25 protein-coding genes are annotated in these 25,121 nt (G+C 49.2%); 17 read left to right on the top strand and 8 right to left on the bottom strand.

The window, feature by feature from the left end; all coding sequences use genetic code 11:
* Window positions 1-42 precede the first annotated feature (42 nt).
* The gene (locus tag JGF26_RS07250) at window positions 43-765 is read right to left on the bottom strand and encodes a GntR family transcriptional regulator (RefSeq protein WP_134707735.1); all 723 of its coding nucleotides are present in this window, start codon (window positions 763-765) and stop codon (window positions 43-45) included.
* Between the two features lie 201 nt (window positions 766-966).
* Between JGF26_RS07250 and JGF26_RS07245 the strand changes: the two genes are divergently transcribed.
* The 5 genes from JGF26_RS07245 (at window position 967) to JGF26_RS07225 (ending at window position 6,237) form a co-directional block, all read left to right on the top strand.
* On the top strand, window positions 967-1,278 hold the full coding sequence (locus JGF26_RS07245) for a PTS sugar transporter subunit IIB (RefSeq protein ID WP_134707736.1): 312 nt from the start codon (window positions 967-969) through the stop codon (window positions 1,276-1,278).
* A 121-nt stretch (window positions 1,279-1,399) separates the two neighbouring features.
* Window positions 1,400-2,719, top strand: a complete 1,320-nt coding sequence (locus tag JGF26_RS07240; protein WP_134707737.1) for a PTS sugar transporter subunit IIC — start codon at window positions 1,400-1,402, stop codon at window positions 2,717-2,719.
* 19 nt (window positions 2,720-2,738) lie between these two features.
* Window positions 2,739-3,050, top strand: coding sequence for a PTS lactose/cellobiose transporter subunit IIA (locus JGF26_RS07235; RefSeq protein ID WP_134707738.1), 312 nt, complete (start codon window positions 2,739-2,741; stop codon window positions 3,048-3,050).
* Window positions 3,051-3,103: 53 nt separating this feature from the next.
* Window positions 3,104-4,777: a carbohydrate porin gene (locus JGF26_RS07230; protein WP_134707739.1), complete on the top strand. Its 1,674-nt coding sequence runs from the start codon at window positions 3,104-3,106 to the stop codon at window positions 4,775-4,777.
* 20 nt (window positions 4,778-4,797) lie between these two features.
* On the top strand, window positions 4,798-6,237 hold the full coding sequence (locus tag JGF26_RS07225; protein ID WP_134707740.1) for a 6-phospho-beta-glucosidase: 1,440 nt from the start codon (window positions 4,798-4,800) through the stop codon (window positions 6,235-6,237).
* Between the two features lie 215 nt (window positions 6,238-6,452).
* On the opposite strand, the gene JGF26_RS07220 is transcribed toward JGF26_RS07225, so the two are convergent.
* Together JGF26_RS07220 and JGF26_RS07215 are read right to left on the bottom strand one after the other, a co-directional pair.
* Window positions 6,453-6,935, bottom strand: coding sequence for a type VI secretion system tube protein Hcp (locus JGF26_RS07220; RefSeq protein WP_134707741.1), 483 nt, complete (start codon window positions 6,933-6,935; stop codon window positions 6,453-6,455).
* Window positions 6,936-7,305: 370 nt separating this feature from the next.
* Window positions 7,306-7,869 (bottom strand): type IV secretion protein Rhs, encoded by a 564-nt coding sequence (locus tag JGF26_RS07215; protein ID WP_134707742.1) that lies wholly within the window; start codon window positions 7,867-7,869, stop codon window positions 7,306-7,308.
* Between the two features lie 427 nt (window positions 7,870-8,296).
* Between JGF26_RS07215 and JGF26_RS07210 the strand changes: the two genes are divergently transcribed.
* The 4 genes from JGF26_RS07210 to JGF26_RS07195 are packed head-to-tail and all read left to right on the top strand — an operon-like array spanning window position 8,297 to window position 12,048.
* Complete coding sequence (locus JGF26_RS07210) at window positions 8,297-9,214, top strand: ABC transporter substrate-binding protein (protein WP_028016323.1); 918 nt, start codon at window positions 8,297-8,299, stop codon at window positions 9,212-9,214.
* Between the two features lie 12 nt (window positions 9,215-9,226).
* Window positions 9,227-10,384 (top strand): ABC transporter permease, encoded by a 1,158-nt coding sequence (locus JGF26_RS07205; protein WP_108090790.1) that lies wholly within the window; start codon window positions 9,227-9,229, stop codon window positions 10,382-10,384.
* Entirely contained in the window at window positions 10,377-11,327 is a 951-nt protein-coding gene (locus tag JGF26_RS07200; protein WP_134707743.1) for an ABC transporter ATP-binding protein, read from the top strand. The genes JGF26_RS07205 and JGF26_RS07200 overlap by 8 nt, the downstream gene beginning before the upstream one ends.
* Complete coding sequence (locus JGF26_RS07195) at window positions 11,311-12,048, top strand: ABC transporter permease (protein ID WP_028016326.1); 738 nt, start codon at window positions 11,311-11,313, stop codon at window positions 12,046-12,048. The genes JGF26_RS07200 and JGF26_RS07195 overlap by 17 nt, the downstream gene beginning before the upstream one ends.
* Here the strand turns inward: JGF26_RS07195 and JGF26_RS07190 are convergent.
* Window positions 12,023-12,136 carry a protein YohO gene (locus JGF26_RS07190; protein WP_008500895.1) on the bottom strand — a complete coding sequence of 38 codons (114 nt, stop codon included), beginning with the start codon at window positions 12,134-12,136 and terminating at the stop codon, window positions 12,023-12,025. The two genes, JGF26_RS07195 and JGF26_RS07190, sit on opposite strands and share 26 nt — an antisense overlap.
* Window positions 12,137-12,205: 69 nt before the next feature.
* On the bottom strand, window positions 12,206-12,946 hold the full coding sequence (gene mlrA / locus JGF26_RS07185; protein WP_108090788.1) for an HTH-type transcriptional regulator MlrA: 741 nt from the start codon (window positions 12,944-12,946) through the stop codon (window positions 12,206-12,208).
* A 217-nt stretch (window positions 12,947-13,163) separates the two neighbouring features.
* Here mlrA and JGF26_RS07180 point away from each other — a divergent pair, with 217 nt between their 5' ends.
* The 3 genes from JGF26_RS07180 to JGF26_RS07170 are packed head-to-tail and all read left to right on the top strand — an operon-like array spanning window position 13,164 to window position 16,079.
* Window positions 13,164-14,849 (top strand): sensor histidine kinase, encoded by a 1,686-nt coding sequence (locus tag JGF26_RS07180; protein WP_108090787.1) that lies wholly within the window; start codon window positions 13,164-13,166, stop codon window positions 14,847-14,849.
* Entirely contained in the window at window positions 14,843-15,562 is a 720-nt protein-coding gene (gene btsR / locus JGF26_RS07175; protein ID WP_024908144.1) for a two-component system response regulator BtsR, read from the top strand. The genes JGF26_RS07180 and btsR overlap by 7 nt, the downstream gene beginning before the upstream one ends.
* Before the next feature lie 46 nt (window positions 15,563-15,608).
* A complete protein-coding gene (locus JGF26_RS07170; RefSeq protein WP_028016328.1) occupies window positions 15,609-16,079 on the top strand; it encodes a DUF1456 family protein in 471 nt (156 codons plus the stop codon).
* Between the two features lie 31 nt (window positions 16,080-16,110).
* Here the strand turns inward: JGF26_RS07170 and metG are convergent, their stop codons facing one another.
* On the bottom strand, window positions 16,111-18,144 hold the full coding sequence (gene metG, locus JGF26_RS07165; protein ID WP_028016329.1) for a methionine--tRNA ligase: 2,034 nt from the start codon (window positions 18,142-18,144) through the stop codon (window positions 16,111-16,113).
* 137 nt (window positions 18,145-18,281) lie between these two features.
* On the opposite strand from metG, the gene apbC reads away from it, so the two are divergent.
* A complete protein-coding gene (apbC, locus tag JGF26_RS07160; RefSeq protein ID WP_049008223.1) occupies window positions 18,282-19,391 on the top strand; it encodes an iron-sulfur cluster carrier protein ApbC in 1,110 nt (369 codons plus the stop codon).
* A gap of 93 nt (window positions 19,392-19,484) precedes the next feature.
* On the opposite strand, the gene JGF26_RS07155 is transcribed toward apbC, so the two are convergent.
* Window positions 19,485-19,964, bottom strand: coding sequence for a GNAT family N-acetyltransferase (locus JGF26_RS07155; protein WP_134707744.1), 480 nt, complete (start codon window positions 19,962-19,964; stop codon window positions 19,485-19,487).
* Entirely contained in the window at window positions 19,915-20,247 is a 333-nt protein-coding gene (locus JGF26_RS07150) for an RcnB family protein (RefSeq protein ID WP_128347454.1), read from the bottom strand. The genes JGF26_RS07155 and JGF26_RS07150 overlap by 50 nt, the downstream gene beginning before the upstream one ends.
* Window positions 20,248-20,718: 471 nt before the next feature.
* Here JGF26_RS07150 and JGF26_RS07145 point away from each other — a divergent pair, with 471 nt between their 5' ends.
* The 4 genes from JGF26_RS07145 (at window position 20,719) to JGF26_RS07130 (ending at window position 25,121) form a co-directional block, all read left to right on the top strand.
* A complete protein-coding gene (locus JGF26_RS07145) occupies window positions 20,719-21,858 on the top strand; it encodes a polysaccharide export protein (RefSeq protein ID WP_134707745.1) in 1,140 nt (379 codons plus the stop codon).
* The gene (locus JGF26_RS07140) at window positions 21,858-22,307 is read left to right on the top strand and encodes a protein tyrosine phosphatase (protein ID WP_108090785.1); all 450 of its coding nucleotides are present in this window, start codon (window positions 21,858-21,860) and stop codon (window positions 22,305-22,307) included. The genes JGF26_RS07145 and JGF26_RS07140 overlap by 1 nt, the downstream gene beginning before the upstream one ends.
* Entirely contained in the window at window positions 22,307-24,505 is a 2,199-nt protein-coding gene (etk, locus tag JGF26_RS07135; RefSeq protein ID WP_134707746.1) for a tyrosine-protein kinase, read from the top strand. The genes JGF26_RS07140 and etk overlap by 1 nt, the downstream gene beginning before the upstream one ends.
* A 100-nt stretch (window positions 24,506-24,605) precedes the next feature.
* Window positions 24,606-25,121, top strand: a complete 516-nt coding sequence (locus JGF26_RS07130; RefSeq protein WP_134707747.1) for a protein disulfide oxidoreductase — start codon at window positions 24,606-24,608, stop codon at window positions 25,119-25,121.

Below are 25,121 nucleotides of genomic sequence, written 5' to 3'. Positions count from 1 at the left end.
GTTTAACGTCCCTCTCCTCAATGGGGGGAGGGACGGAGTGACCTATCGGGAGCGTGGATCATCAACCGCTCTGGGAAAGAAATACTTAACCTGTAATTCAAATATATTGCAGTACAAGAGAGTATAATCCAATGGATTATGATGCTCATCAATGGCTTGCGTCTGAATTTTTAAGATGGGATCTTTTGTACTGATACACAATATCCCAGCAATCTCGGGTGTTGGAAATACCGGTGAGAATGTCTCAAAGGTACCCGTGATACGGATATTACATTCTTTTTCTATATATGAAAATTTTGATTGTTTCATATGCGAAATAGTCAGGTCCGGAAAACGGTTAACGGCCAGCCATGTTTCCTCCAGTTGAGCAGGTCTATGCTCAATAAATCGCAAGCGTTTTATATAATATACGGGATCGTTTTGCTTTAAATTTAATTCATTAGCAATGACTAGTGATGCCGTCTGCAATTCAAATTTAATGATCTGACTATCAACATTCTTACCGTTGTTAATAGCTATTTCACTAAAGCTATTCATATGTTCAACATGCGCCATGAAGTTCTTTTTTTGTATATATGTTCCTGAGCCATGTTTACGATGAATAATCCCTTCGCTTACTAAAAGGTCCAGTGCTTTACGCAATGTGTTACGAGATACACGGTAACTGGACGCCAGTTCAATTTCTGATGGCAGTGGGTCGCCAACGTTATATAAACGGCTATTAATATCACTCTTGAGTCTCCTGGCAATATGATGAAAAATCACTTTTGAACCTCTCTGCATTCAATAAAAACAACGTGTTATGTTTCTGTGTTTACACTGGAAGTAAAAGTTGTTTATTTTTGTCAATAAAATTGAACCTATTTAGCTGTATATTACTGTGACGGAACTAACAAAAAATATAATTAGCATTAAATATGATGTCTGCGAATTAATATTAATTCTGAGAATTTATAAGGAAATCATATGAAAAATATATTGTTAGTCTGTGCCGGCGGAATGTCAACCAGTATGCTGGTGACTCGTATGGTTGAACATGCAGCGACTATTAATGTAAATGTTAATATAAATGCATTAGGTATTGTTGAAGCTAAGGGAAAAATTAAGAATAACGAAGTCGATATTGTCTTACTTGCTCCACAGGTTCGTTTTCAAAAATCAGAACTTGAAGCACTAGCATCAGGTAAAATCCCAATCATAGTTATTGAAATGAAAGAATATGGTGCAATGAATGGCAAAGTCGTTCTGGAATCTGCGCTGAACATCCTTCAACGGTAATCCACCCTTCAGACTAATATATTGTCTTAAATTCATATCATTCAATTAATCAATCAGAGTAATTGAGAGATGAGATTCGTCCTGCGTAAGTCGGACGCTAATACACTACAGGAAGGGCATAATGGGAGTGATGAGTTCTTTTGAACGCGGTATGGAGCGTTTTTTAGTTCCTATAGCCATAAAGCTAAATTCACAAAAACATGTAGCGGCTGTCAGAGATGGGTTTGTTTTTACATTTCCCATTATTATGGCAAGTTCATTAATCATTTTAATCAATTTTGCAATTCTGTCCCCAGATGGCTTTATTGCAGGATTACTGCATTTAAGCAGTATTTTCCCAAACCTGGAAAAAGCGCAGGCTATCTTTACTCCAGTCATGAATGGTTCAGTGAATATCATGTCCATAATGATCGCTTTCCTTGTTGCCAGGAATATCGCGATCAGCTATGAACAAGATGATCTCCTGTGTGGACTGACGGCCATTGGCGCATTCTTCATTGTCTATACCCCGTATCAGATGGTGGATGGCCAGGCTTTTTTGACAACGAAATATTTAGGTGCACAAGGACTATTTGTCGCCGTGATCGTGGCGCTAATAACGAGTGAAATATTTTGCCGCCTGGCACGCAACCCAAAAATAACAATCACCATGCCTGCAGCCGTTCCACCGGCAGTCGCACGGTCGTTTAAAGTGTTACTGCCCATCTTCATTGTCATGGTGTTTTTCTCGGCACTGAACTACGCATTAGCCATGATATCGCCAGCGGGGCTGAATGATCTGATTTATAAACTAATCCAGGCCCCACTTAAGCATATGGGAACCAATATTTATGCTGTTGTCATTCTTGGTGCGGTAGGGAATTTTTTATGGGTTTTAGGTATTCACGGTCCGAATACTACGTCGGCCATACGTGAAACGGTTTTCTCAGAAGCAAACCTTGAGAATCTTTCCTGGGCCGCACAACACGGAACAACATGGGGAGCACCTTATCCCGTGACCTGGACGTCTATTAATGATGCTTTCGCCAACTGCGGCGGTTCAGGGATGACTCTGGGTTTATTGATAGCCATAATTATTGCATCAAGACGTGCTGAATATCGCGACCTTGCCAAAATGTCATTTATTCCGGGTATTTTCAATATTAATGAGCCGGTGATGTTTGGACTGCCTATTGTATTAAATCCCATCATGATGGTTCCGTTTATTTTGGTCCCTGTTGTTAACTCAGTCATTGGCTACATTTTTGTGTCGCTGCAAATCATTCCACCTGTTGCATATGCTGTTCCCTGGACAACTCCGGGGCCTCTGATTGCATTCCTGGGAACGGGAGGAAACTGGTTAGCATTATTGGTCGGGCTCTTATGTCTGGTAGTTGCAACATTAATATACCTGCCATTTGTTATCGCCTCAAATAAAGTCAATACATTAATGGATAAATAATACATCAGGGAATCAAATTATGTTTGCAGATGAAGAAATGGTGATGGCGTTATTGATCAATGCCGGACAAGCGAGATCTGATGCTATGGAGGCTATTCATTGCTCAAAGGATAAACAGTGGGAAGCCGCGGATAAATTAATGCAGAGCGCTGAGAATGCTTGCCGTGAAGCGCATAAAATTCAGACTGCGTTAATTAGCCAGGATGAAGGCTGCGGCAAAGTTCATGTCAATTTGATTCTTGTCCATGCACAGGATCATTTGATGAATGCAATGCTGTGCCTGGATTTTTCAAAGGAAATTATTTCATTAAGAAAAGAGATCTCCGCGTAGTTATCTCACACCATGGATTTACCAGGATAATTATTTTTTGTTAAGGATAAATCATGAAATTTAACAGTTTTAAGATAGGTTTATTATCTTTTTCTGTCTGTGTGGCATTTTTCCCTCTGGATGTTTTGGCAAGCAAATTGACTGTAGAACAAAGGCTCGAACTCCTTGAGGCAGAACTGTCGGCGAATAAAAAAGAACTAAATGAAACGACTAAGGAACTCAGTCAGTATAAAACCAGGTTCACATCATTACAAAAGAGTGTGCTTGAAAATAAGTATAAAGATACAACGTTTTCCGATCTTTCGCAGTCATCACCTGTTGCTGACAATATAAGAAATGAAAATGGCGAACTCTTACAAGCTTCAGATAAAGTGCCTGTCAAAGGTACACAGCAAGTCGCAGTGATTGATAAGAGCGGAGAAAAAACGACCATCGAAAGTGTGACGCTGAAAGATATCAGCAAGTATGTGAAAGATGACATTGGATTCAGCTATCAGGGGTACTTCCGTTCTGGCTGGGGAACGAGCAATCATGGTTCTTCGCAAACGTACGCCGCAGGATCGTTAGGGCGTTTTGGTAATGAAATGAGCGGCTGGTTTGATCTGACATTAAATCAACGCGTCTACAATCAGGATGGAAAAACGGCCAATGCTGTTGTGACTTATGATGGTAATGTTGGCGAGCAATATAATGATGCCTGGTTTGGTGATACCAATAATGAAAATATCATGCAGTTTAGTGATATTTTCTTAACCACACGCGGTTTTTTACCCTTCGCCCCCGATGCTGATTTTTGGGTGGGTAAGCATAAGTTACCCCAGTATGAAATTCAAATGTTAGACTGGAAAACGTTAAATACTGATGTTGCGGCGGGGGTGGGTATTGAGAATTGGGCCATTGGTCCAGGTGTGTTTGATATTTCATTAAGCCGTGATGATGTGGATGTTTATTCACGAGATTTTTCTAAAACAACGCAAATGAATACTAATTCAATTGACGTTCGTTACAGGAAAATTCCAGTGTGGGATAAAGGGACATTGTCGTTTATGGCAAAATACTCCACGCCTAATAAAACTGATGAACAGCAATCGAATGAGGATAATGAAAGCTATTTTGATATGAAAGATAGTTGGATGCTGACATCTATAGTTCGACAAGACCTGGAGCGCGATACTTTTAATGAGTTCACTCTTCAGGTTGCCAATAACTCTTTCGCAAGCAGTTTCTCAAGCTTCTCAGATGCCAGTGATACTATGGCCCATGGTCGTTACTACTATGGCGATCACTCTAACGGAATTGCCTGGAGATTAATATCTCAAGGTGAAATGTATCTTGCTGACAAGATCATTATGGCGAATGCACTGGTGTACTCTCATGGTGAAGATGTTTACAGCTATGAAAGCGGAGCGCATAGTGATTTTGATAGTATGCGCGCCGTTATTCGTCCTGCATGGATTTGGAATAACTGGAATCAGACAGGTGTTGAATTAGGCTGGTTTAAACAGAAAAATAAAACTCAGCAGGGTATAACATTAGAAGAATCGGCGTATAAAACTACTCTTTATCATGCGTTCAAAGTCGGGGCAAGTATTTTAGGTTCACGGCCTGAAATTCGTTTCTACGGTACGTATATTGATATTCTTGATAATGAATTATCTAAGTTCCAGTTTAACGATGAAAGCAAAGATGAATTTATGGCTGGGATTCAGGCGGAAGTCTGGTGGTAATTTTTCGAGTGGAGAATAATATGTCTGGTTTTAAAAAGAATTTCCTGTGGGGCGGTGCAGTATCAGCGCACCAGCTGGAAGGTGGCTGGAACCTGGGTGGTAAAGGCATTAGCATTGCAGATGTTATGACCGCTGGTGCATTCGGTGTACCGCGAGAAGTCACTCAGGGTGTTATTGAAGGAGAGAATTACCCCAATCATGATGCAATTGATTTTTATCATCGCTATAAAGATGATATAAAATTATTTTCCGAAATGGGGTTTAAATGTTTTCGAACTTCAATTGCCTGGACGCGTATTTTTCCTCAAGGCGATGAGCTTGAGCCGAATGAAGACGGGCTGCAGTTTTATGATGATGTATTTGATGAGTGCCTGAAGTATGGCATTGACCCTGTCGTCACTTTATCTCATTTTGAAATGCCTTATCATCTTGTGACTGCGTACGGAGGATGGCGGAATCGTAAACTTATTGATTTTTTCCTGCATTTTGCCACGACTGTATTTACGCGTTATAAGACTAAAGTAAAATACTGGATGACGTTTAATGAAATAAATAATCAGGTGAATTTTGATAACGTCTTATGTCCCTTTACTAACTCCGGCATTGTCTATTCACCGGATGAAGATGAAGTGCATCGTGAAAAAATAATGTATCAGGCTGTTCATTATGAACTGGTTGCCAGTGCGTTGGCAGTTGATGTGGCTCGTTCGATTAACGCCAGCTTTAAAATAGGATGCATGATCGCTATGTGTCCGATCTACCCGCTAACATGTGCCCCCAAAGATGTCATGATGGCATTGAGCGCAATGCATCGTCGTTACTGGTTCACCGATGTGCATGTTCGTGGGGCTTATCCTCAACATATACTGAATTATTTCAGCAGAAAAGGCTTTAATCTTGATATTACTGAATCTGACCTGGATGTTCTCAGACGTGGTTGCGTTGATTATATTGGCTTCAGTTACTATATGTCTTTCGTTACTCAGTTTATGGAAGGTAACGAAGAGCTGAATTATATAGAGCATAAACATCTTGTCGAAAACCCGTATATTCAGACGTCTGACTGGGGATGGCAGATTGATGCGACGGGTCTGCGCTACTCGCTCAACTGGTTCTGGGATCATTATCAATTGCCTATGTTTATCGTCGAAAATGGTTTCGGGGCCGTCGATATACAAAACGCAGACGGAACAGTAGATGACCACTATCGTATTGATTATCTGGCAGCCCACATTGGCGAAATGAAAAAAGCCGTTGTTGAAGATGGTGTTGATTTGATTGGCTATACCCCTTGGGGATGTATTGACCTGGTCTCCGCGGGTACGGGCGAAATGAAAAAACGCTATGGGTTAATTTATGTCGATAAAGACAATGACGGAAAGGGGTCTCTGAAGAGATTCAGGAAAAATTCGTTCTACTGGTATAAAGAGCTTATCGCCAGCAATGGTCGCGATATTTGATGTGAAACAAAGGGAGCCGCAGGGTTCCCTTTCTTATTGGACCTGTGTGGTTTTTTATCTTGGGAATGACGTTGTCGAAGAGAGCAGATTTTGCCGACAGAATGGTCCCTCCCGCAAAAAAAAGAATGGGAAAAGTCGTACGGTACAGCACTGAAATTGCTGAATATCACATAAAAAGAATAAGTATATGATATTCAGCGCAAGGAGAGGGTTAGTTATTGACGCTCAGTATACCAGGAATCAGAATAGGAAACATTACCAGGTAAATAGTTAACTGTAATTTTGGTTGAGCGTAACCCAATAATTTCATTCATATTGGAATGAAGAGAGCCTGAAGTAAATGAATGGCCAAATTTAAATGAACATATCCCAGCCTCTTCCATTTCAATATTAAATGTTTCCATTTCTACTCCTGCTGTTGAAACTTCATAATATTTAAATACAACTTTTTTGAAACGTCTGTTTTGACAAACAGAAATGAACATGTAAGGAGTTAGTTTATCAATTTCTTTTCGGAAAACAAATGGATCGTGCTGCCGTGTACCATTGTAACGACCTGTGAAGGAATCCATTGCCTGAAAAACACCAAATTGTGAGCTTGCTACTTCTGTAGAGCCAACTCTTCCTGTGGCGGTACAATCTCCTGGAATTAAAATTCCGTTTTCATCATATAAAAACATATAGGATGGTAATGACATGACAATCCTTATTAATCAGTATAATGGCGTGAATAGATATTAGCGTGGCTATCAGTTATAAAATCTACTGTATACGATTTATTATCCAAACGATAAAAAAGAGTATAACCCATGAGTGATTCAATTTTTAATTTAAAACAATATGGCGTTTGTGACTCTATAATTTTAGAGATCATCATAGTACTACCATCGTGCGGTGAACGAAGTTTTCTGGCTTCTACGCTGTAGAATGATAGATTTTTCCCCCTTGATGAAGGGATACAAATAGATTCATTTGAAATGTTGGCATCACCGGGATAAATTGCAATTTGCCGTTCCCAGCAACATGAAGAAAGCATAAGGCTACATAGCAATAGTAATATTTCATTTTTCAATTTGGGAAATCCCCTAGTATTCTTTCATATTCGGCTAATAGTTTTGAGAGCGGTTTATCAGGATTGAACTTGAGTAATTTTAAACTTCCGGGATCATATGATGTATGGTTTTTAATAAGCCAGTAATCAGAGGTGATGGAAGCCTGTTGTTCCATCGAATAATCAGATAGGCGATATTTATCCAGGCTGTAGTGATAGTTTGATATGCCGGATGCGACACCTCTCAAAATAACATTCATTCCCCGTTCTCTTTGCCAGACATGCATCAATTCATGCATGAAAATATGCTGTAGACCGACATTGCCGATAGAAAAGTCATCAATATATAAATATTCTTCAAACCATATTTCTCCGGCGGGAGTCATTGCAGTATGGTTCTCCTGCATGTCAAAAGGAAGAAAACTGCCGTGATGTATCCAGACTTTTCCATAATGAATACTATTCCCGTATAATTGTTGCGCTAAAAGGATTTCACCCGCTCGCATTACGCGCAAGCCATTTCGGTCGATATGAGGGAACCTGATGGGTGAGAAGTCCAGAGGTTCAAATTGAAGTGGCATAAATATAAATTCCTTTTTTATTCATACAATGAATATTTGATTTCAATTTAATTATTAAAATACACTCCCTATGTGATTAAATATTGCTCTAAATCAAAATAAAAGAGTTCAAACAAGTGAGTTAAGTTACTGACAATTTATTGCAACGGATAAAATGAACAAGTGGAAACATGTTTTTTCTGCATTCAGAAACCTGACTGTCATCATGCCGATATTTTGGCGGCAGTAAGTAAAAAAACAGAGCGTTTGCATACCAGCAGTTTCATGCTGCTTCTCAGTGTCAGATACTGATTGAAGATCTCGCTGGTTATGGGGATGATTCTTATCTTATGCTAAAAAGGCATTTTGACGGTTAATCACGCCGTTTTAAGCTACGCTTTTCTCTCAAGCCTCTGAAAAAGGCAGCAAAAAATATGAGGATAGCGGAATGACGATTGCAAAGGGGATGTTGGGATCTGCGGTGTTGCTGGCGGCAATAAGTCTGCCCTTACAGGCGGCGGAGCCGGTAAAAGTGGGCTCAAAGATAGATACCGAAGGCGCGCTGCTCGGCAATATCATTTTGCAGGTGCTCGAAAGCCACGGCGTCAAAACCGTCAATAAAGTCCAGTTGGGTACTACGCCCGTCGTGCGCGGCGCGATTACTTCCGGCGAGCTGGATATCTACCCGGAATACACCGGCAACGGCGCATTCTTCTTCAAAGATGAAAATGATCCGGCCTGGAAAAACGCCAAAGCCGGATATGACAAAGTCAAAAAGCTCGACGCTGAACAGAACAAGCTGGTCTGGCTGACCCCGGCTCCGGCCAACAACACCTGGACTATCGCCGTGCGTAAAGACGTGGCGGAGAAAGGGAAGCTGACTACCCTGGCCGATCTCAGCCGCTACCTGAAAGAGAAGGGCGATTTTAAGCTTGCCGCGTCGGCAGAGTTTATCGAGCGTCCTGATGCGCTGCCTGCGTTCGAAAAAGCCTATGACTTCAAGCTTGACCAGGCGCAACTGCTCTCTCTGGCAGGCGGCGATACGGCGGTGACCATCAAAGCCGCAGCACAGCAAACTTCGGGTGTTAACGCGGCAATGGCCTACGGTACCGACGGCCCGGTCGCGGCACTTGGCCTGCAAACCCTGACCGATCCAAAAGGTGTGCAGCCGATTTATGCCCCGACGCCGGTGGTACGTGAGGCAGTGCTGAAAGCCTACCCGGAGATTGCCGACTGGCTCAAACCTGTTTTCGAAAAACTGGATGAAAAAACGCTGCAACAGCTGAATGCCAGCATTGCCGTCGAGGGGCTGGATGCCAAAAAAGTGGCCGCCGACTTCCTGAAACAACAAGGGCTTGTGAAGTAACGGGAAAAGGCTGTGCCAATAAAATGTCATAACCGCGTCCTGCTGCTGTTGGCCTGTGTGACCATCGCAGCGGTCGCGTTACCGTTTGTGAATGTCGCCCCTAATCGCCTGATGTCGGGGGAGGGGCGTTCTCTCTGGGAAGTCTGGTCGTTTACACCGTGGTTGCTTGCGGTGGCACCGGGGGCGTGGGTTGCGCTATCGCTCTGGCAAGGTCGTACAGCACAATGGTTGACGTTGCTGCTCTCTGAAGGGCTTTTTATCACCCTTTTCTGGGGAGCCGGGCTTGCGGCAACGCATATGGCTTCGGCGGAAAGCCCGCTGGCAAGAACAACGGTGGGGAGCGGCCTGTGGCTGTGGCTGGCGTTGTGCCTGCTCGCCTGCAGCGATGCTATACGTCGCCTCATCTCTGCGTCCGTCTGGCGTTGGGTGCTTAATGCACAGATATGGGTTATTCCATTGCTCCTGCTGTTTAGTGGCGAACTGAATAATCTCTCGCTGTTAAAGGAGTACGCCAACCGTCAGGAGGTGTTTGATGATGCCCTGACGCAACATCTGACCATTCTCTTCGGGACGCTCTTCCCGGCTCTCCTGCTCGGGATCCCGTTGGGCATGTGGTGCTATCGTCACCCTTCACGTCAGGGGGGCGTTTTTGCCGTGCTGAACGTTATCCAGACTATCCCTTCCGTTGCGCTGTTTGGTCTGCTGATTGCCCCTCTGGCCGGGCTGGTGAAGTCATTTCCTGTGTTGGGAACAATAGGTATCGCCGGTACGGGATTAACCCCCGCTCTGATCGCGCTGGTGTTGTATGCACTGTTGCCGCTGGTACGCGGCGTGGTCGCGGGCTTAAGTCAGGTCGCCCCGGATGTGCTGGAAAGCGCCCATGCGATGGGGATGAGCACGCGACAATGTTTCTGGCAGATACAGCTTCCGCTGGCACTGCCTCTCCTGCTGCGTAGCCTGCGGGTAGTGGCGGTGCAAACCGTTGGCATGGCGGTCATTGCGGCGCTGATTGGGGCGGGTGGTTTTGGCGCGCTGGTATTCCAGGGGCTGCTGAGTAGTGCCCTGGATCTGGTGTTATTAGGCGTGGTTCCTACGATTGCGCTGGCGGTTGTTGTCGACGCGCTGTTTGCCTTATGGCTCGCGCTGCTCAGGAGAAGAGCCAATGATTGAATTTCATGATGTCAGTAAAACTTTTGCGGGACGCCCGGCGGCAAGCCATCTGAACCTGAACTTTGCCGAGGGTGCGTTTTCCGTGCTGATAGGTACCTCGGGCTCGGGAAAATCCACCACCCTGAAGATGATCAATCGTCTGGTTGAGCATGATAGCGGTTTGATCCGCTTTGCCGGAGAGGAGATCCGCAGCCTGCCGGTTCTGGAGTTGCGTCGCCGGATGGGATATGCCATTCAGTCGATAGGCCTGTTTCCGCACTGGACGGTGGCGCAGAACATTGCCACTGTGCTGCAGCTGGAGAAGTGGTCGCGGGCAAAAATAGCTGACAGAGTTGATGAACTGATGTCTCTACTGGGGCTAGAGTCCACACTGCGTGACCGCTATCCGCACCAGCTTTCCGGGGGACAGCAGCAGCGGGTGGGGGTAGCGCGCGCCCTGGCGGCCAACCCACAGGTATTGTTGATGGATGAACCCTTTGGTGCGCTTGACCCGGTCACGCGCGGGGCGCTGCAGGCGGAAATGACCCGTATTCACCGCATTCTCGGACGTACGATCGTTCTCGTGACGCACGATATTGATGAAGCCCTGCGCCTGGCCGACCATCTGGTGCTGATGGATCACGGCGAAGTGGTTCAGCAGGGGACCCCGCTCGAACTGTTAAGCCATCCGAAAAGTGATTTTGTGCGTGAGTTTTTTGGCCGCAGTGAACTGGGGGTCAGGCTGCTCTCCCTGCGGACGGTCAGCGACTATATGCGTCGGGAAGATGCGCCGGTGGGTGGTGAGCCGTTGCAGAAGCAGATGAGCCTGCGGGATGCGCTCTCCGCGTTTGTTGCGGGTCAATGTGAGGTGCTACCTGTTGCGGACGCCCACGGTGCGCCTTGTGGTGCCTTGCATTTTCGCGATCTGCTGGCCGGGGAGGTGATACGTGAAAACACTGCGTGATCCACTTCTCTGGCTGGTAGCCATCTTTGTCGCCTTACTGTTTCTGATGCCACACAGCGCGGCGCTGTTTAGCACCCTTTTTCCCGGGCTGCCACGACCGGTTTATCAGCAGGAGAGCTTTATTAATCTTGCCCTGGCACATCTCTGGCTGGTGGTCCTCTCAAGCGCTATTGCTGTTGTGCTGGGAGTGGGGGCGGGTATTGCGGTGACACGGCCAGCAGGCCGGGAATTTCGTCCGCTGGTTGAGACGATAGCGGCCATTGGTCAGACGTTTCCGCCGGTGGCGGTGCTGGCGATAGCGGTTCCGGTCATGGGCTTTGGTCAGCAACCGGCAATTATTGCGCTGATTTTATATGGCGTATTGCCCATTCTGCAGGGCACGCTGGCGGGTATCGCGGCAGTACCTGCATCTGTATTGAGTGTGGCTGAAGGGATGGGAATGAGTCGCGGGCAGCAGCTACGTAAGGTTGAATTGCCATTAGCGGCGCCCGTTATTATTGCCGGGATCCGCACGTCGGTCATTATCAACATCGGAACGGCAACAATTGCGTCGACGGTAGGAGCCAATACGCTGGGAACGCCGATTATAATCGGCTTAAGCGGGTTTAATACGGCCTATATTGTGCAGGGGGCGGTGCTGGTCGCGCTGGCGGCGATCGTCGTCGATCGCGTTTTTGAGCGGCTGACGCTGCACCTCAGCCGACACCGCCGCGAACAATAAACGAGTATCCTGCCAGCATCACGCCGCCGATACCGCTTACGGCCATCAGGACAAAAAGGGTAATAATGGCCAGTTTGGTTGCCTTCATCATCTGCTCCTGTTGTTAACGGAACAATTATACGGTGAAGCGCAGCTGTTAATGAACCATTAAATGCCGTTACTGTTCATCCGGGCCAAGTGAGTAAACCGGGTAACCATGTTCACGCCATTCCGTCAGCAGCTGTTGCTGCGAGGCGGATGGCACTTCGCCACACCAGACCAGCAGAGTCTGACCATCGAAAAATTCGGGCCGCAGCTGTGCCAGCGAATGCGCAAGGACATCCACGCGCCAACCCTTTTGCGTTGCAATCCAGGCTTCCAGCCACAGGCGGGTGGTATCGTGCACGTTCCATCCGACCACCAGCGCATCTTTCCCGGCCTTGCTCTTCGCGGAGGCAAGACAGACGGCAATGTAGTTGATAAGCACACCATCGAGCATACTGAGCAGCGCCTGCAGGGTGGACTGTTGGCACTGCAGACGACGGCGAAGCGGTATGAAAAGATGCGTGATCAGCGTTTGTGCCGGATAATCGCGCCCTTGCTCTTTTATCCATGCGCGCAGGCGCTGCAGGTTGCCTGCCTGCAGAAGTCTTAGCAGGGTTTCCTGTTGTTCGCGCCAGAGGTGCTGTGTGTCAGGATCGTCCTGGCAAAGCAGAGACTTTACTTTGCCAACCTGCACACCGTTGTCGATCCAGCTTTTAATCTCACGGATCCGGTCGATATCGGCATCGTTGAAAAGGCGATGTCCGCCATCCGTTCTTTGCGGTTTCAGTAATCCATACCGCCGTTGCCACGCCCGTAGGGTAACGGGATTGATATCACAAAGGAGTGCTACTTCACCTATTGTGTAAAGCGCCATATTCGCCCCCTGGCTCACGCTTCCCCAGAATAAATGTAGACCCACTTTGCCGAACCAGGAAGGATTGATTGATTTTTGAACAAAAAATGCGAAGCATGCGCAATGTTCGGAAAAAGATGTGATTGCGAACACGATTTCGCGCTTTTTTGGGGTGCTTCAAAGAAAGTTTCCCCTTATCAGTGTATGTTACGCGTTTTTAGCGTGTGCGGTTTTGAGTATGTACGAGTTTAATCTGGTGCTGCTGTTGCTTCAGCAGATGTGCGTGTTCCTTGTCATCGCCTGGCTGATGAGCAAAACGCGCCTGTTTATTCCGCTGATGCAAGTCACCGTCCGCCTGCCGCACAAATTTCTCTGCTACGTCGTATTTTCCATATTCTGCATTATGGGGACCTGGTTTGGTCTTCATATCGAAGACTCTATTGCCAATACGCGCGCTATCGGTGCGGTGATGGGCGGACTGTTGGGCGGTCCCGTCGTCGGTGGTCTTGTCGGTTTAACGGGTGGCCTGCATCGCTATTCCATGGGCGGGATGACGGCACTCAGTTGCATGATTTCCACGATTGTAGAAGGGCTGCTCGGTGGCCTGGTGCATAGCTATCTGATCAAACGTGGCCGTCCGGATAAAGTCTTCAGCCCACTGACCGCAGGTGCGATTACCTTTGTCGCTGAAATGGCGCAGATGGCGATCATTTTGCTGATCGCCCGCCCGTTTGAGGATGCGCTGCACCTGGTCAGCAGCATTGCCGCCCCGATGATGGTGACCAACACCGTGGGGGCGGCGCTGTTTATGCGTATTTTGCTCGATAAACGTGCCATGTTTGAGAAGTACACCTCGGCGTTTTCCGCAACCGCGCTGAAGGTTGCCGCTTCGACGGAAGGGATCCTGCGCCAGGGTTTTAACGAAGAAAACAGCATGAAGGTTGCGCTGGTTCTCTATAAAGAGCTGGATATCGGTGCCGTGGCGATAACAGACCGTGAGCGGCTACTGGCTTTTACCGGTACCGGGGACGATCACCATTTGCCTGGTAAACCCATCTCCTCAGCCTATACGCTGCGCGCCATTGAAACTGGCGAAGTGGTTTATGCCGACGGTAACGAAGTGCCTTATCGCTGTTCGCTGCATCCGCAGTGCAAACTGGGTTCTACGCTGGTCATTCCGTTGCGCGGAGAAAACCAGAGAGTGATGGGTACCATCAAACTGTATGAAGCGAAAAATCGCCTGTTCAGTTCCATCAACCGCACGCTGGGGGAGGGGATCGCCCAGTTGCTTTCCGCACAGATCCTGGCCGGGCAGTATGAGCGCCAGAAGGCGTTGCTGACCCAGTCAGAGATCAAACTCCTGCATGCTCAGGTGAACCCGCACTTCCTGTTTAATGCTCTCAATACGCTCAAAGCGGTCATTCGGCGCGACAGCGATCAGGCCGCGCAGCTGGTGCAGTTTCTGTCGACCTTTTTCCGTAAGAACCTGAAGCGTCCTTCTGAGATCGTGACCCTGGCCGATGAGATTGAGCACGTTAATGCTTATCTACAGATTGAGCAGGCACGTTTCCAGTCGCGCCTGCAGGTGTCGCTCTCCGTCCCGGATGAGCTGTCCCATCAACATCTTCCTGCTTTTACCCTGCAGCCTATTGTAGAAAATGCCATCAAACACGGTACCTCGCAGCTTCTGGGTATCGGGGAGGTCACTATTTCCGCCAGCCGTTTTAATCATCATCTGGTGCTCGATATCGAAGATAACGCCGGGCTTTACCAGCCTTCCGCTACAGGGGGTTTAGGGATGAGTCTGGTAGATAAACGTCTGCGTGCCCATTTTGGCGATGACTGCGGCATCACCGTCGCCTGTGAGCCCGATCGATTTACCCGAATTACCGTACGACTGCCGCTGGAGGAAAACGCATGTTAAGAGTGCTGATTGTGGATGACGAGCCGCTGGCACGGGAAAACCTGCGCGTTCTGCTGCAGGAGCAGCCTGATATTGAGATTGTGGGTGAGTGTGCGAACGCCATTGAGGCTATCGGTGCTGTCCACAAACTGCGCCCGGACGTGCTGTTCCTCGACATTCAGATGCCCCGAATCAGCGGGCTGGAGATGGTCGGGATGCTCGATCCGGAGCATCGTCCCTACATCGTGTTTTTAACCGCATTCGACGAATATGCCGTTAAAGCCTTTGAGGAGCACGCGTTTGATTATTTACTCAAGCCAATTGAAGAGAAGCGGCTGGAAAAGACCCTGACCCGATTACGCCAGGAGCGTACCGTTCAGGATGTCACGCTGTTGCCCGAGAACCAGCAGCCGCTGAAGTTTATCCCCTGCACTGGACACAGCCGGATTTATCTTTTGCAGATGGATGATGTGGCATTTGTCAGCAGCCGCCTGAGCGGCGTATTTGTCACCAGTGCGGAAGGAAATGAAGGGTTTACCGAGTTGACCTTGCGGACGCTGGAGAGCCGTACGCCGCTCATTCGCTGCCATCGCCAGTATCTGGTCAATATGGCGCACCTGAAAGAGATCCGCCTGGAAGACAACGGTCAGGCAGAGCTGGTGCTGCGCGCCGGGCAAACGGTGCCGGTTAGCCGTCGCTACCTGAAGAGTTTGAAAGAGGCGATTGGCCTGTAAAGCTGGTACACTGCGCGCCATTGCATCATCGACATTCGAAGGCTCTATGCTCAGTAACGATATACTCCGTAGCCTGCGCTACACCCTTAAAGCGAATAATAACGACATGGTGCGCATTCTTGCGCTCTCCGACATGGAGTCCACGTCGGCCGGTTTCGATACCTGGATGACCAAAGAAGACGAAGAGGGCTTTGTCCGCTGCCCGGACATTATTCTGTCTGGCTTCCTGAACGGCCTGATCTATGACAAGCGCGGTAAAGATGAGTCTGCGCCAGAGCTGGCGCTGGAGCGTCGCGTAAACAACAATACGGTGCTGAAAAAGCTGCGTATTGCGTTTTCACTGAAGACTGACGATATCCTGGCGATCATGACCGAGCAGAAATTCCGCGTCTCGATGCCAGAGATCACCGCCATGATGCGTGCCCCGGACCATAAGAACTATCGCGAGTGCGGAGACCAGTTTATGCGCTATTTCTTGCGCGGGCTGACGAATCGCATACACAGCGCGAAGCCATAAAAAAAGCCGGAGATTATCTCCGGCTTTTTTGTTATTTCACCTGCTGACCAGGCTTCGCGCCTTCGTCAGGACTTAACAGGAAGATATCTTTCCCGCCAGGGCCTGCGGCCATCACCATACCTTCAGAAATACCAAAGCGCATTTTGCGTGGTGCCAGGTTAGCCACCATGACCGTCTGGCGGCCAATCAGCACCTGTGGGTCTGGATACGCAGAACGAATACCCGAGAAGACATTACGTTTCTCGCCGCCCAGATCCAGCGTCAGACGCAGCAGTTTATCGGAGCCATCCACAAACTCCGCGTTTTCAATCAGCGCCACGCGCAGGTCAACTTTCGCGAAATCATCAAAGGTGATGGTGTCCTGAATCGGATCGTCAGCCAGCGGGCCGGTAACCGGCGCAGCAGCGGCTTTCACCTCTTCTTTCGAAGCTTCAACCAGCGCTTCAACCTGCTTCATCTCGATGCGGTTGTACAGCGCTTTAAAGGTGTTCACCTTGTGGCCGAGCAGCGGCTGAGCAATCGCATCCCAGGTCAGTTCAGTGTTCAGGAACGCTTCTGCACGTGCAGCAAGCTGTGGCAGAACCGGCTTCAGGTACGTCATCAGTACGCGGAACAGGTTGATCCCCATGGAGCAGATAGCCTGCAGATCGGCATCACGGCCTTCCTGTTTCGCCACAACCCACGGAGCCTGCTCGTCCACATAGCGGTTAGCCAGGTCTGCCAGCGCCATAATTTCACGCACGGCTTTACCGAACTCACGCGCTTCCCACGCTTCGCCAATGGTGGCTGCGGCATCGGTGAAGGTTTTGTACAGGGCTGGGTCAGCCAGTTCGGCTGCCATCACGCCGTCAAAACGCTTGGCGATAAAGCCCGCGTTACGGGATGCCAGGTTCACCACTTTGTTGACGATGTCGGCGTTCACGCGCTGCACGAAATCTTCCAGGTTCAGGTCGATATCGTCGATGCGGGAAGAGAGCTTCGCGGTGTAGTAGTAGCGCAGGCTGTCCGCATCGAAGTGGTTCAGCCAGGTGCTGGCTTTGATGAACGTCCCGCGGGACTTGGACATCTTCGCGCCGTTTACCGTCACGTAGCCGTGTACGAACAAATTGGTCGGCTTGCGGAAGTTGCTGCCTTCCAGCATTGCTGGCCAGAACAGACTGTGGAAGTAGACGATGTCTTTACCGATGAAGTGATACAGCTCGGCTGTGGAATCTTTCTTCCAGTATTCGTCGAAGCTGACAGTGTCGCCACGCTTGTCGCACAGGTTCTTGAAGGAGCCCATGTAGCCGATTGGCGCGTCCAGCCAGACGTAGAAATATTTACCCGGTGCATTCGGAATTTCGAAACCAAAGTACGGTGCATCGCGGGAGATATCCCACTGCTGCAGACCGGACTCGAACCACTCCTGCATCTTGTTCGCTACCTGCTCCTGCAGCGCGCCGCTGCGGGTCCATGCCTGCAGCATTTCACTGAAGGATGGCAGGTCGAAGAAGAAGTGCTCGGAGTCACGCATCACAGGCGTTGCGCCGGACACCACGGATTTCGGCTCGATAAGCTCGGTCGGGCTGTAGGTCGCGCCGCACACTTCGCAGTTATCGCCGTACTGGTCCGGGGATTTACATTTTGGACAGGTGCCTTTGACGAAACGGTCCGGCAGGAACATGCCTTTTTCCGGATCGTACAGCTGGGAGATGGTGCGGTTTTTGATAAAACCGTTCTCTTTCAGACGCGTGTAGATCAGCTCCGACAGCTCACGGTTTTCGTCGCTGTGCGTGGAGTGATAGTTGTCGTAGCTGATGTCAAAGCCAGCAAAATCAGTCTGATGCTCCTGACTCATTTCGGCAATCATCTGCTCCGGGGAAATCCCCAGTTGCTGAGCTTTCAGCATGATCGGCGTGCCGTGGGCATCGTCCGCACAGATGAAATTAACCTCGTGGCCGCGCATTCGCTGGTAACGGACCCAGACATCAGCCTGGATATGCTCCAGCATGTGGCCGAGGTGGATTGAGCCGTTGGCGTACGGCAGTGCGCACGTTACCAGAATTTTCTTCGCGACTTGAGTCATAGTAGGCATTACTTCTTTTAACTGTGAAAAGGGTTTTTGATATTACCAAAAGGGGCATTATTAAGTAAGCACAAACCACGGCCTTTCAGGTAAACTTGTTCATCTAAGGTCTTATTCACAAGAACAAAGGAGTCGGGATGAGTTCTCAATCCCAGGCCAAATCACCGGAAGCCTTACGAGCAATGGTCGCCGGGACGCTGGCTAACTTTCAGCATCCAACCCTGAAACATAATCTTACGACGCTGAAAGCGTTGCACCACGTCGCCTGGCTGGACGATACCCTGCACATTGAGTTGCAGATGCCATTCGTCTGGACCAGCGCATTTGACGCGTTGAAAGAGCAAACCAGCTCTGAACTGCTGCGCATTACCGGTGCAAAAGCGATTGACTGGAAGCTGACCCACAGCATCGCTACCCTGAAGCGGGTGAAAAACCAGCCGGGCGTGAACGGTGTGAAAAATATAATTGCCGTAAGTTCAGGCAAAGGCGGGGTAGGTAAATCCTCCACCGCGGTTAACCTGGCGCTGGCGCTGGCGGCAGAAGGGGCAAAGGTCGGTATTCTGGATGCCGATATCTACGGGCCTTCTATTCCAAACATGCTGGGGGCGGAAAACCAGCGTCCAACCTCGCCGGATGGCACTCACATGGCACCCATCATGGCTCATGGCCTGGCCACCAACTCCATTGGGTATCTGGTCACCGATGATAACGCCATGGTCTGGCGTGGCCCGATGGCCAGCAAAGCGCTGATGCAGATGCTGCAGGAGACGATGTGGCCGGATCTGGATTATCTGGTGCTGGACATGCCGCCGGGCACCGGTGATATTCAGCTCACGCTGGCGCAGAATATTCCGGTTACGGGGGCGGTTGTGGTGACCACGCCGCAGGATATCGCGCTGATTGACGCCAAAAAAGGCATCGTGATGTTCGAGAAAGTGGAAGTGCCGGTGCTTGGTATTGTTGAAAACATGAGCATGCACATCTGCAGCAACTGCGGTCACCACGAACCGATATTTGGTACGGGTGGGGCAGAAAAACTGGCCGCGAAATATCACACCCAACTGCTTGGCCAGATGCCGCTACATATTACTCTTCGTGAGGATCTCGACAGCGGAAAACCGACGGTCGTCAGCCGTCCGGACAGCGAATTTGCTGAGATGTATCGCCAGCTGGCGGGGCGCGTTGCAGCGCAGCTTTACTGGCAGGGTGAAGTGATACCGGGTGATATCGCGTTCCGCGCGGTGTAAGTTCCCAGCTCCGAATTGCCGGGTGGCGGCTTCGCCTTACCCGGCCTACGGAATACGGTTTTGTAGGTCAGGTAAGCGTAGCGCCACCTGACTTTACCCAAGCCGGTAATGCATCAGATAGTACTCTCCGTCCGGAGAAATTCCCTTCGACTCAATGTGCCAGCCGTGTCGCTGGTAAAACGCAACAGCCCGCGAATTCTTCTCCAGACACTTAAGCGAACCTGTGCTGGTAAACGTCTTCTGCACCTGCTCCAGAAGCAAGTGTCCGACTCCACGGCTCTGATACTGCGGGTCAACAAACAGGTTGTGCAGAAAATTATCGTTCGTCCAGACTGAAGCAAAACCCAGGCGATGACCGTTCTGCACGGCGACCCAAATTACTTCGTCACGGGTTGCTGCATCAAAGTCTTCAAGCTGCCACTGTGAATTGTCCAGCCACGGCCAGGCTTCACGCCGGGCGTGGAGGTAGAGCGTGCGCAGGAAAGGGCGATCGCTCTCCTGCCACGGGCGAATCAGGATCGAATCAGCGATGATAGAAGATATCTCCGTTATAGGCTTTGTAGATTTTGCCATCAGTATCACCGATCAGGACGTAATTCTCGCCCATATAGGTCCAGTGTGTACCGGCATCCGGTGCCGGGAGGTTACGCAACTGGTACTGTTTGATGGTGTACTCGGGCGTTTGATACTGCGCAGGTGCGGTGTCGCCAATTTTGAACTTCGTGAAATCAGCGATGAACTCTTGTTCTTCATAAGCTTTGATGCCGCCAGACGCTGACGCTGTTTGCGGGGCTGCTGAAGCCGCACTCGCAAGAGACATTATTACACCCAGAAGTAGCCATGTACGCTTAGCCATTTTTTCTCCAGTTATATCGTTACTGATACTCTCAGCCTGCTGTAGTGATGACGATGTGGCAGACAGCCTATTTTAAGTATCCCAGCAGACCCTGTTAGAAAAAAAATGTAACAAAAATGGACGATTTTGTGTAGATCAAATGGTTAATACCATTTTGCTTATGAATGATATTTCCTAAGAGCAATTCAGTGCAGAAATGTGTTTTTTAATTAATTCTGAAAGTATAAATTTACTCTAAGTTTGTGATCTGAAAGACATGCGTTTTTTTTAAAGACAACTTAAACTTATAAAAGCGGAATGGTTTAATTTTCAATTCAACTTCCTTCCGTTTCTTAAATTAATCCAGCGCATCATTCGATGATGTGTTTTTTTATTTAACTGCATGAAAAACAGAGCGTTGATGGGTTCAGTAATTCTTCCTGAATTTTCTGTTATACGTTTGTTGTGCTCATGAATCATAAATTAATTTTAATGAAAAACACAACGACACTATTTGTAATATTCTTAGCGATAAGTCAGTTGACTGGCTGTGTATTTTCTCCCGGGCAAGCATTAAGCTCATCAGGGAAAAATATCATCACGACGAGTGATGAATATAATAATGTTGATAAGCGTGTGGATCTTTATCCACTTACCCCTTCCCTGATTGAAAAATTACGTCCTGCCGTCGTGAAATCTCAGCCAAATCCTAAGCTGGATGAGCAGCTCAGAAACTGGGAGTACCGCATTGGAGCAGGTGATGTTTTAACCGTTACCGTTTGGGATCACCCTGAACTGACAACACCGGCTGGGCAATATCGTAGTGCCAGTGATGCCGGTAACTGGGTGAACGCGGATGGTACCCTCTTTTATCCCTATGTCGGAAAAGTCACTGTGGCGGGGAAAACGGTCTCTGAAGTGAGAGAGGAGATCGCCACACGACTGGAGAGCGTTATCGAAAGCCCGCAGGTGGATGTCAGCGTGGCGGCCTTCCGCTCGCAAAAAGCTTATGTCACTGGCGAAGTCGCCAAATCTGGCCAGCAGGCTATCACCAATATTCCAATGACGGTTATGGATGCCGTCAACGCGGCGGGTGGGCTTTCTGTTGACGCTGACTGGCGCAATGTGGTTCTCACTCACGAGGGGAAAGATTTACACCTCTCTCTGTGCGCGCTGATGCAGCACGGCGACCTGACGCAAAATAAGCTGCTCTACCCGGGCGATATTCTTTTTGTTCCACGCAATGATGCACTGAAAGTCTTTGTGATGGGGGAAGTGATTAAGCAGAGCACGCTGAAGATGGACAGGAGTGGGATGACCCTTGCCGAAGCGCTGAGCAATGCGGGCGGGTTGAACCAGGACATGGCCGATGCGACGGGTATTTTTGTCATTCGCTCCATTGCTAAAGGCAACAATGCGGGAAAAATCGCCAACATTTATCAGCTTAATGCGCAGGATGCCTCTGCGATGGTGTTGGGCACCGAATTCCAGCTTGAACCCTACGACATTGTTTATGTCACCACGGCTCCGCTGTCGCGCTGGAATCGCGTCATTACTCAGCTCGTGCCGACCATCAGCGGTGTTCATGATCTGACCGAAACGGTCCGTTACATCAGATCGTGGCCGCAATAATGTTCGATTCCATCTTAGTGGTTTGCACCGGCAATATTTGTCGCTCACCGATTGGAGAGCAGTTGTTACGCCAGTTGCTACCGGGAAAACAGATCACCTCGGCAGGCATATTTGGGCTGGAAGGAAGCCCGGCGGATATCCACGCTCAGGACGTGGCCGGGCGACATGGGCTCTCACTCGGTGAACATCGCGCGCGCAAATTAACTCCGCAGATCATGCGGGAATCGGATCTTATTCTGGTGATGGAACCTGCTCATCTTCGCTTTATCTCTGCCATGGCCCCGGAAATTCGCGGCAAATCGCTGCTCTTTGGGCAATGGCTGGAGCCGCAGGACATCCCCGATCCCTATCGTAAAAGCCGTGAAGCATTTGACTATGTTTTCGGACTGCTGGGCAAAGCCAGCCAGGAATGGGCTCATCGATTGAGTCAACAAGGAATGAAGCGTTAATGTCGTCTTACACAACAGGCAGTTACGGTGCCACAACACCGGAAAATCATGAAATTGATCTCATTCGTCTACTCGGCGAAATGATCGATCATCGTGCAGTCATTTTATCGATGACTGTCATTTTTACCTTGCTGGCAGGCCTGTATGCTTTTTTGGCCACGCCCGTATACCGCGCGGATGCCTTAATTCAGGTGGAAGGAAAGCAGGATAATAGCCTGCTCAAAAATTTAAGACAGTTTGGTAATGAGATGTCTCCCGATGTGGAACCCGAAATACTCCTGCTTAAATCGCGCATGATCCTGGGCGCTACCGTTGATGAATTAGGTTTAACGCAGCACGTGACGTGGCGTACTTTCCCTGTCGTAGGGCAGTTGTGGGCGCAGTTGCAGGGCCGTAAGCCAGCGACGATCGTCCTTGGTTGGTTACAACTGCCACTTGTTGATGGAAAACCACGATCCCTTTTGCTCACGGTGCTGGAAAAAGGCGCATACCGGCTGGAAGGCGACAATTTTTATGCTGAGGGTAGGGAGGGAAAACCTTTTGAAAAAGATGGGATTTCCCTGCTGGTGGCGAAACTGAATGCCCCAACGGGCACGCAATTCACGCTACAAACCTGTTCCCGTCTGGAGGCAATCAATGCGCTGAGCAACCAATTTAGCGTAGTTGAATCGGCAAAACAGAGTGGAGTAATGACGCTCACCCTGACCGGCAACGATCCTGATCGTATTGCCCATGTGCTCAACCGTATTGCCAACAATTACCTGCAGCAAAATATTGCCCGTCAGGAAGCGCAGGATTCGCGAAGCCTTGCGTTTTTACAGCAGCAGTTACCTAAAATCAGAATCGAGCTCGAGCAGGCCGAAGAGCGGCTGAATCAGTATCGCAAACAGCGTGACTCGGTCGATCTTTCACTGGAAGCGAAATCGGTTCTTGAACAGATTGTTAATATCGAAAACCAGCTTAACGAGTTGACGTTTCGTGAGGCGGAGATTTCTCAACTCTTCAAGAAAGATCACCCGAATTACCGCGCATTGCGTGAAAAACGCCAGACGCTGGTACAGGAGAAAGTTCGCCTGAATCAGCGTGTCTCAGCCATGCCTTCGACTCAACAGGACATTTTGCGCCTCAGTCGGGATGTGGAGTCAGGTCGGACAATCTACCTGCAGCTACTCACACGTCAGCAAGAGTTGAACATCTCACGTTCCAGCGCCATCGGTAACGTGCGAATTATCGACAGCGCTGTGACGCAACCTGATCCTGTTAAACCGCGAAAGCCGCTGATTATTGTTTTTGGTGCCCTGCTGGGGTTGATATTCTCAATGGGGCTGGTGCTGGTTCGCATTGCGCTCAGACATGGTCTCAACACCGCCGAGCAGCTTGAAGGGCTGGGAGTTCAGGTGATGGCTACCTTGCCGCGTTCGATGTGGCTGTGGAAAAAAACGCACCTGCACAGGAAAAGAGTATTTGGCTCGCGCTGGAGTCACACGATTACCGATGTGCCTTTCCTGCCTGTTGACCGGCCCGCAGATATTTTTGTTGAGGCTGTGCGGGGGTTACGCACCAGCTTGCATTTCACGTTGCAGGATGCCGCTAACCGGATCGTCATGATTTCTGGCCCGACGCAGGACTGCGGAAAAACGCTGGTCAGCACCTCACTGGCTGCGATTGAGGCACAGGCCGGGCTCAGGGTGTTATTCATTGACGCGGATATGCGTGAGGGATATGTCCATAACGTATTCGGTTTAAAAAACCACACCGGACTTTCCGGGGTGCTTGACGGAAAATGTGCGTGTCAGGAGGCGATTCAGCGCTATGAAAAAGGCAATATTGATGTGCTGACCTGTGGGCCGGTTCCATCGCAACCTTCAGAACTGCTGATGAGCGATCGCTTCAGAGTGTTAATGACGTGGGCAGATGAACATTATGACCTTGTGATCCTTGATACCCCGCCGGTGTTGGCTGTTACCGATGCCGCAGTGGCAGTCAGGGTGGCTGCAACTTCATTGCTGGTTGCTCGCTTTGGCAAGACCAGCCTGAAAGAGATGGAGAACTGCATCAAGCGCCTGCAACAAATGGGGGCGTGCATAAAAGGGACCGTGCTGAACGACGTGGTGAAGTCAGCAGCTCTGTATTACCACTCAGGCTATGGTCAATACGAATATGGCCATAGCACGACACGGCAACCGCGCAAGGATTAAAGTTTTACCAGCGTGGCAAAGCGGTACACTCGCGACACTTCTTTACAGCGAAACGACGCATAGCTCGCTAAGATGACCTTCGTTAACTCTCGAGGTCATAATGGAAAACCGCAAATTCAGCAAACTGCGCCGCTGGGCGCGGGAAGGGATCGTACTCGTTCTGCTGGCGCTGGCCGTGATGTGGGGTGTGGATCAGTACCGCAAGCCGACATTACCTGCCACGTTTAGTGCAACTCCGATGCAGGGGATTGATGGCACGATGCACGACATTGCGGCGCTCAGTCAGGACCGACCGCTGCTGATTTACGTCTGGGCCACCTGGTGCAGCATCTGCCGTTATACCACGCCTGCAGTCAATAAGCTGGCAGAAGAGGGTGGCAATGTGGTGAGTATTGCCATGCGTTCCGGTGATGACGCAAAGCTTGCGCGCTGGGTTGAAAAGAAACAGCTGAAAATGCCGGTGATAAACGATGAAAACGGCGCGCTGTCGCAGGAATGGCAGGTAAGCGTAACGCCGACGCTGGTCATTGTGTCGAAGGGGGACGTTGTCAGCACGACTACGGGGTGGACGAGTTACTGGGGATTAAAAGCCAGAATGTGGTGGGCAGGGGTATAA

It is taken from the genome of Enterobacter sp. E1 (assembly GCF_016809815.1).
Classification (GTDB): domain Bacteria; phylum Pseudomonadota; class Gammaproteobacteria; order Enterobacterales; family Enterobacteriaceae; genus Enterobacter; species Enterobacter adelaidei.
This window is presented reverse-complemented; position numbering and strand designations above follow the sequence as displayed.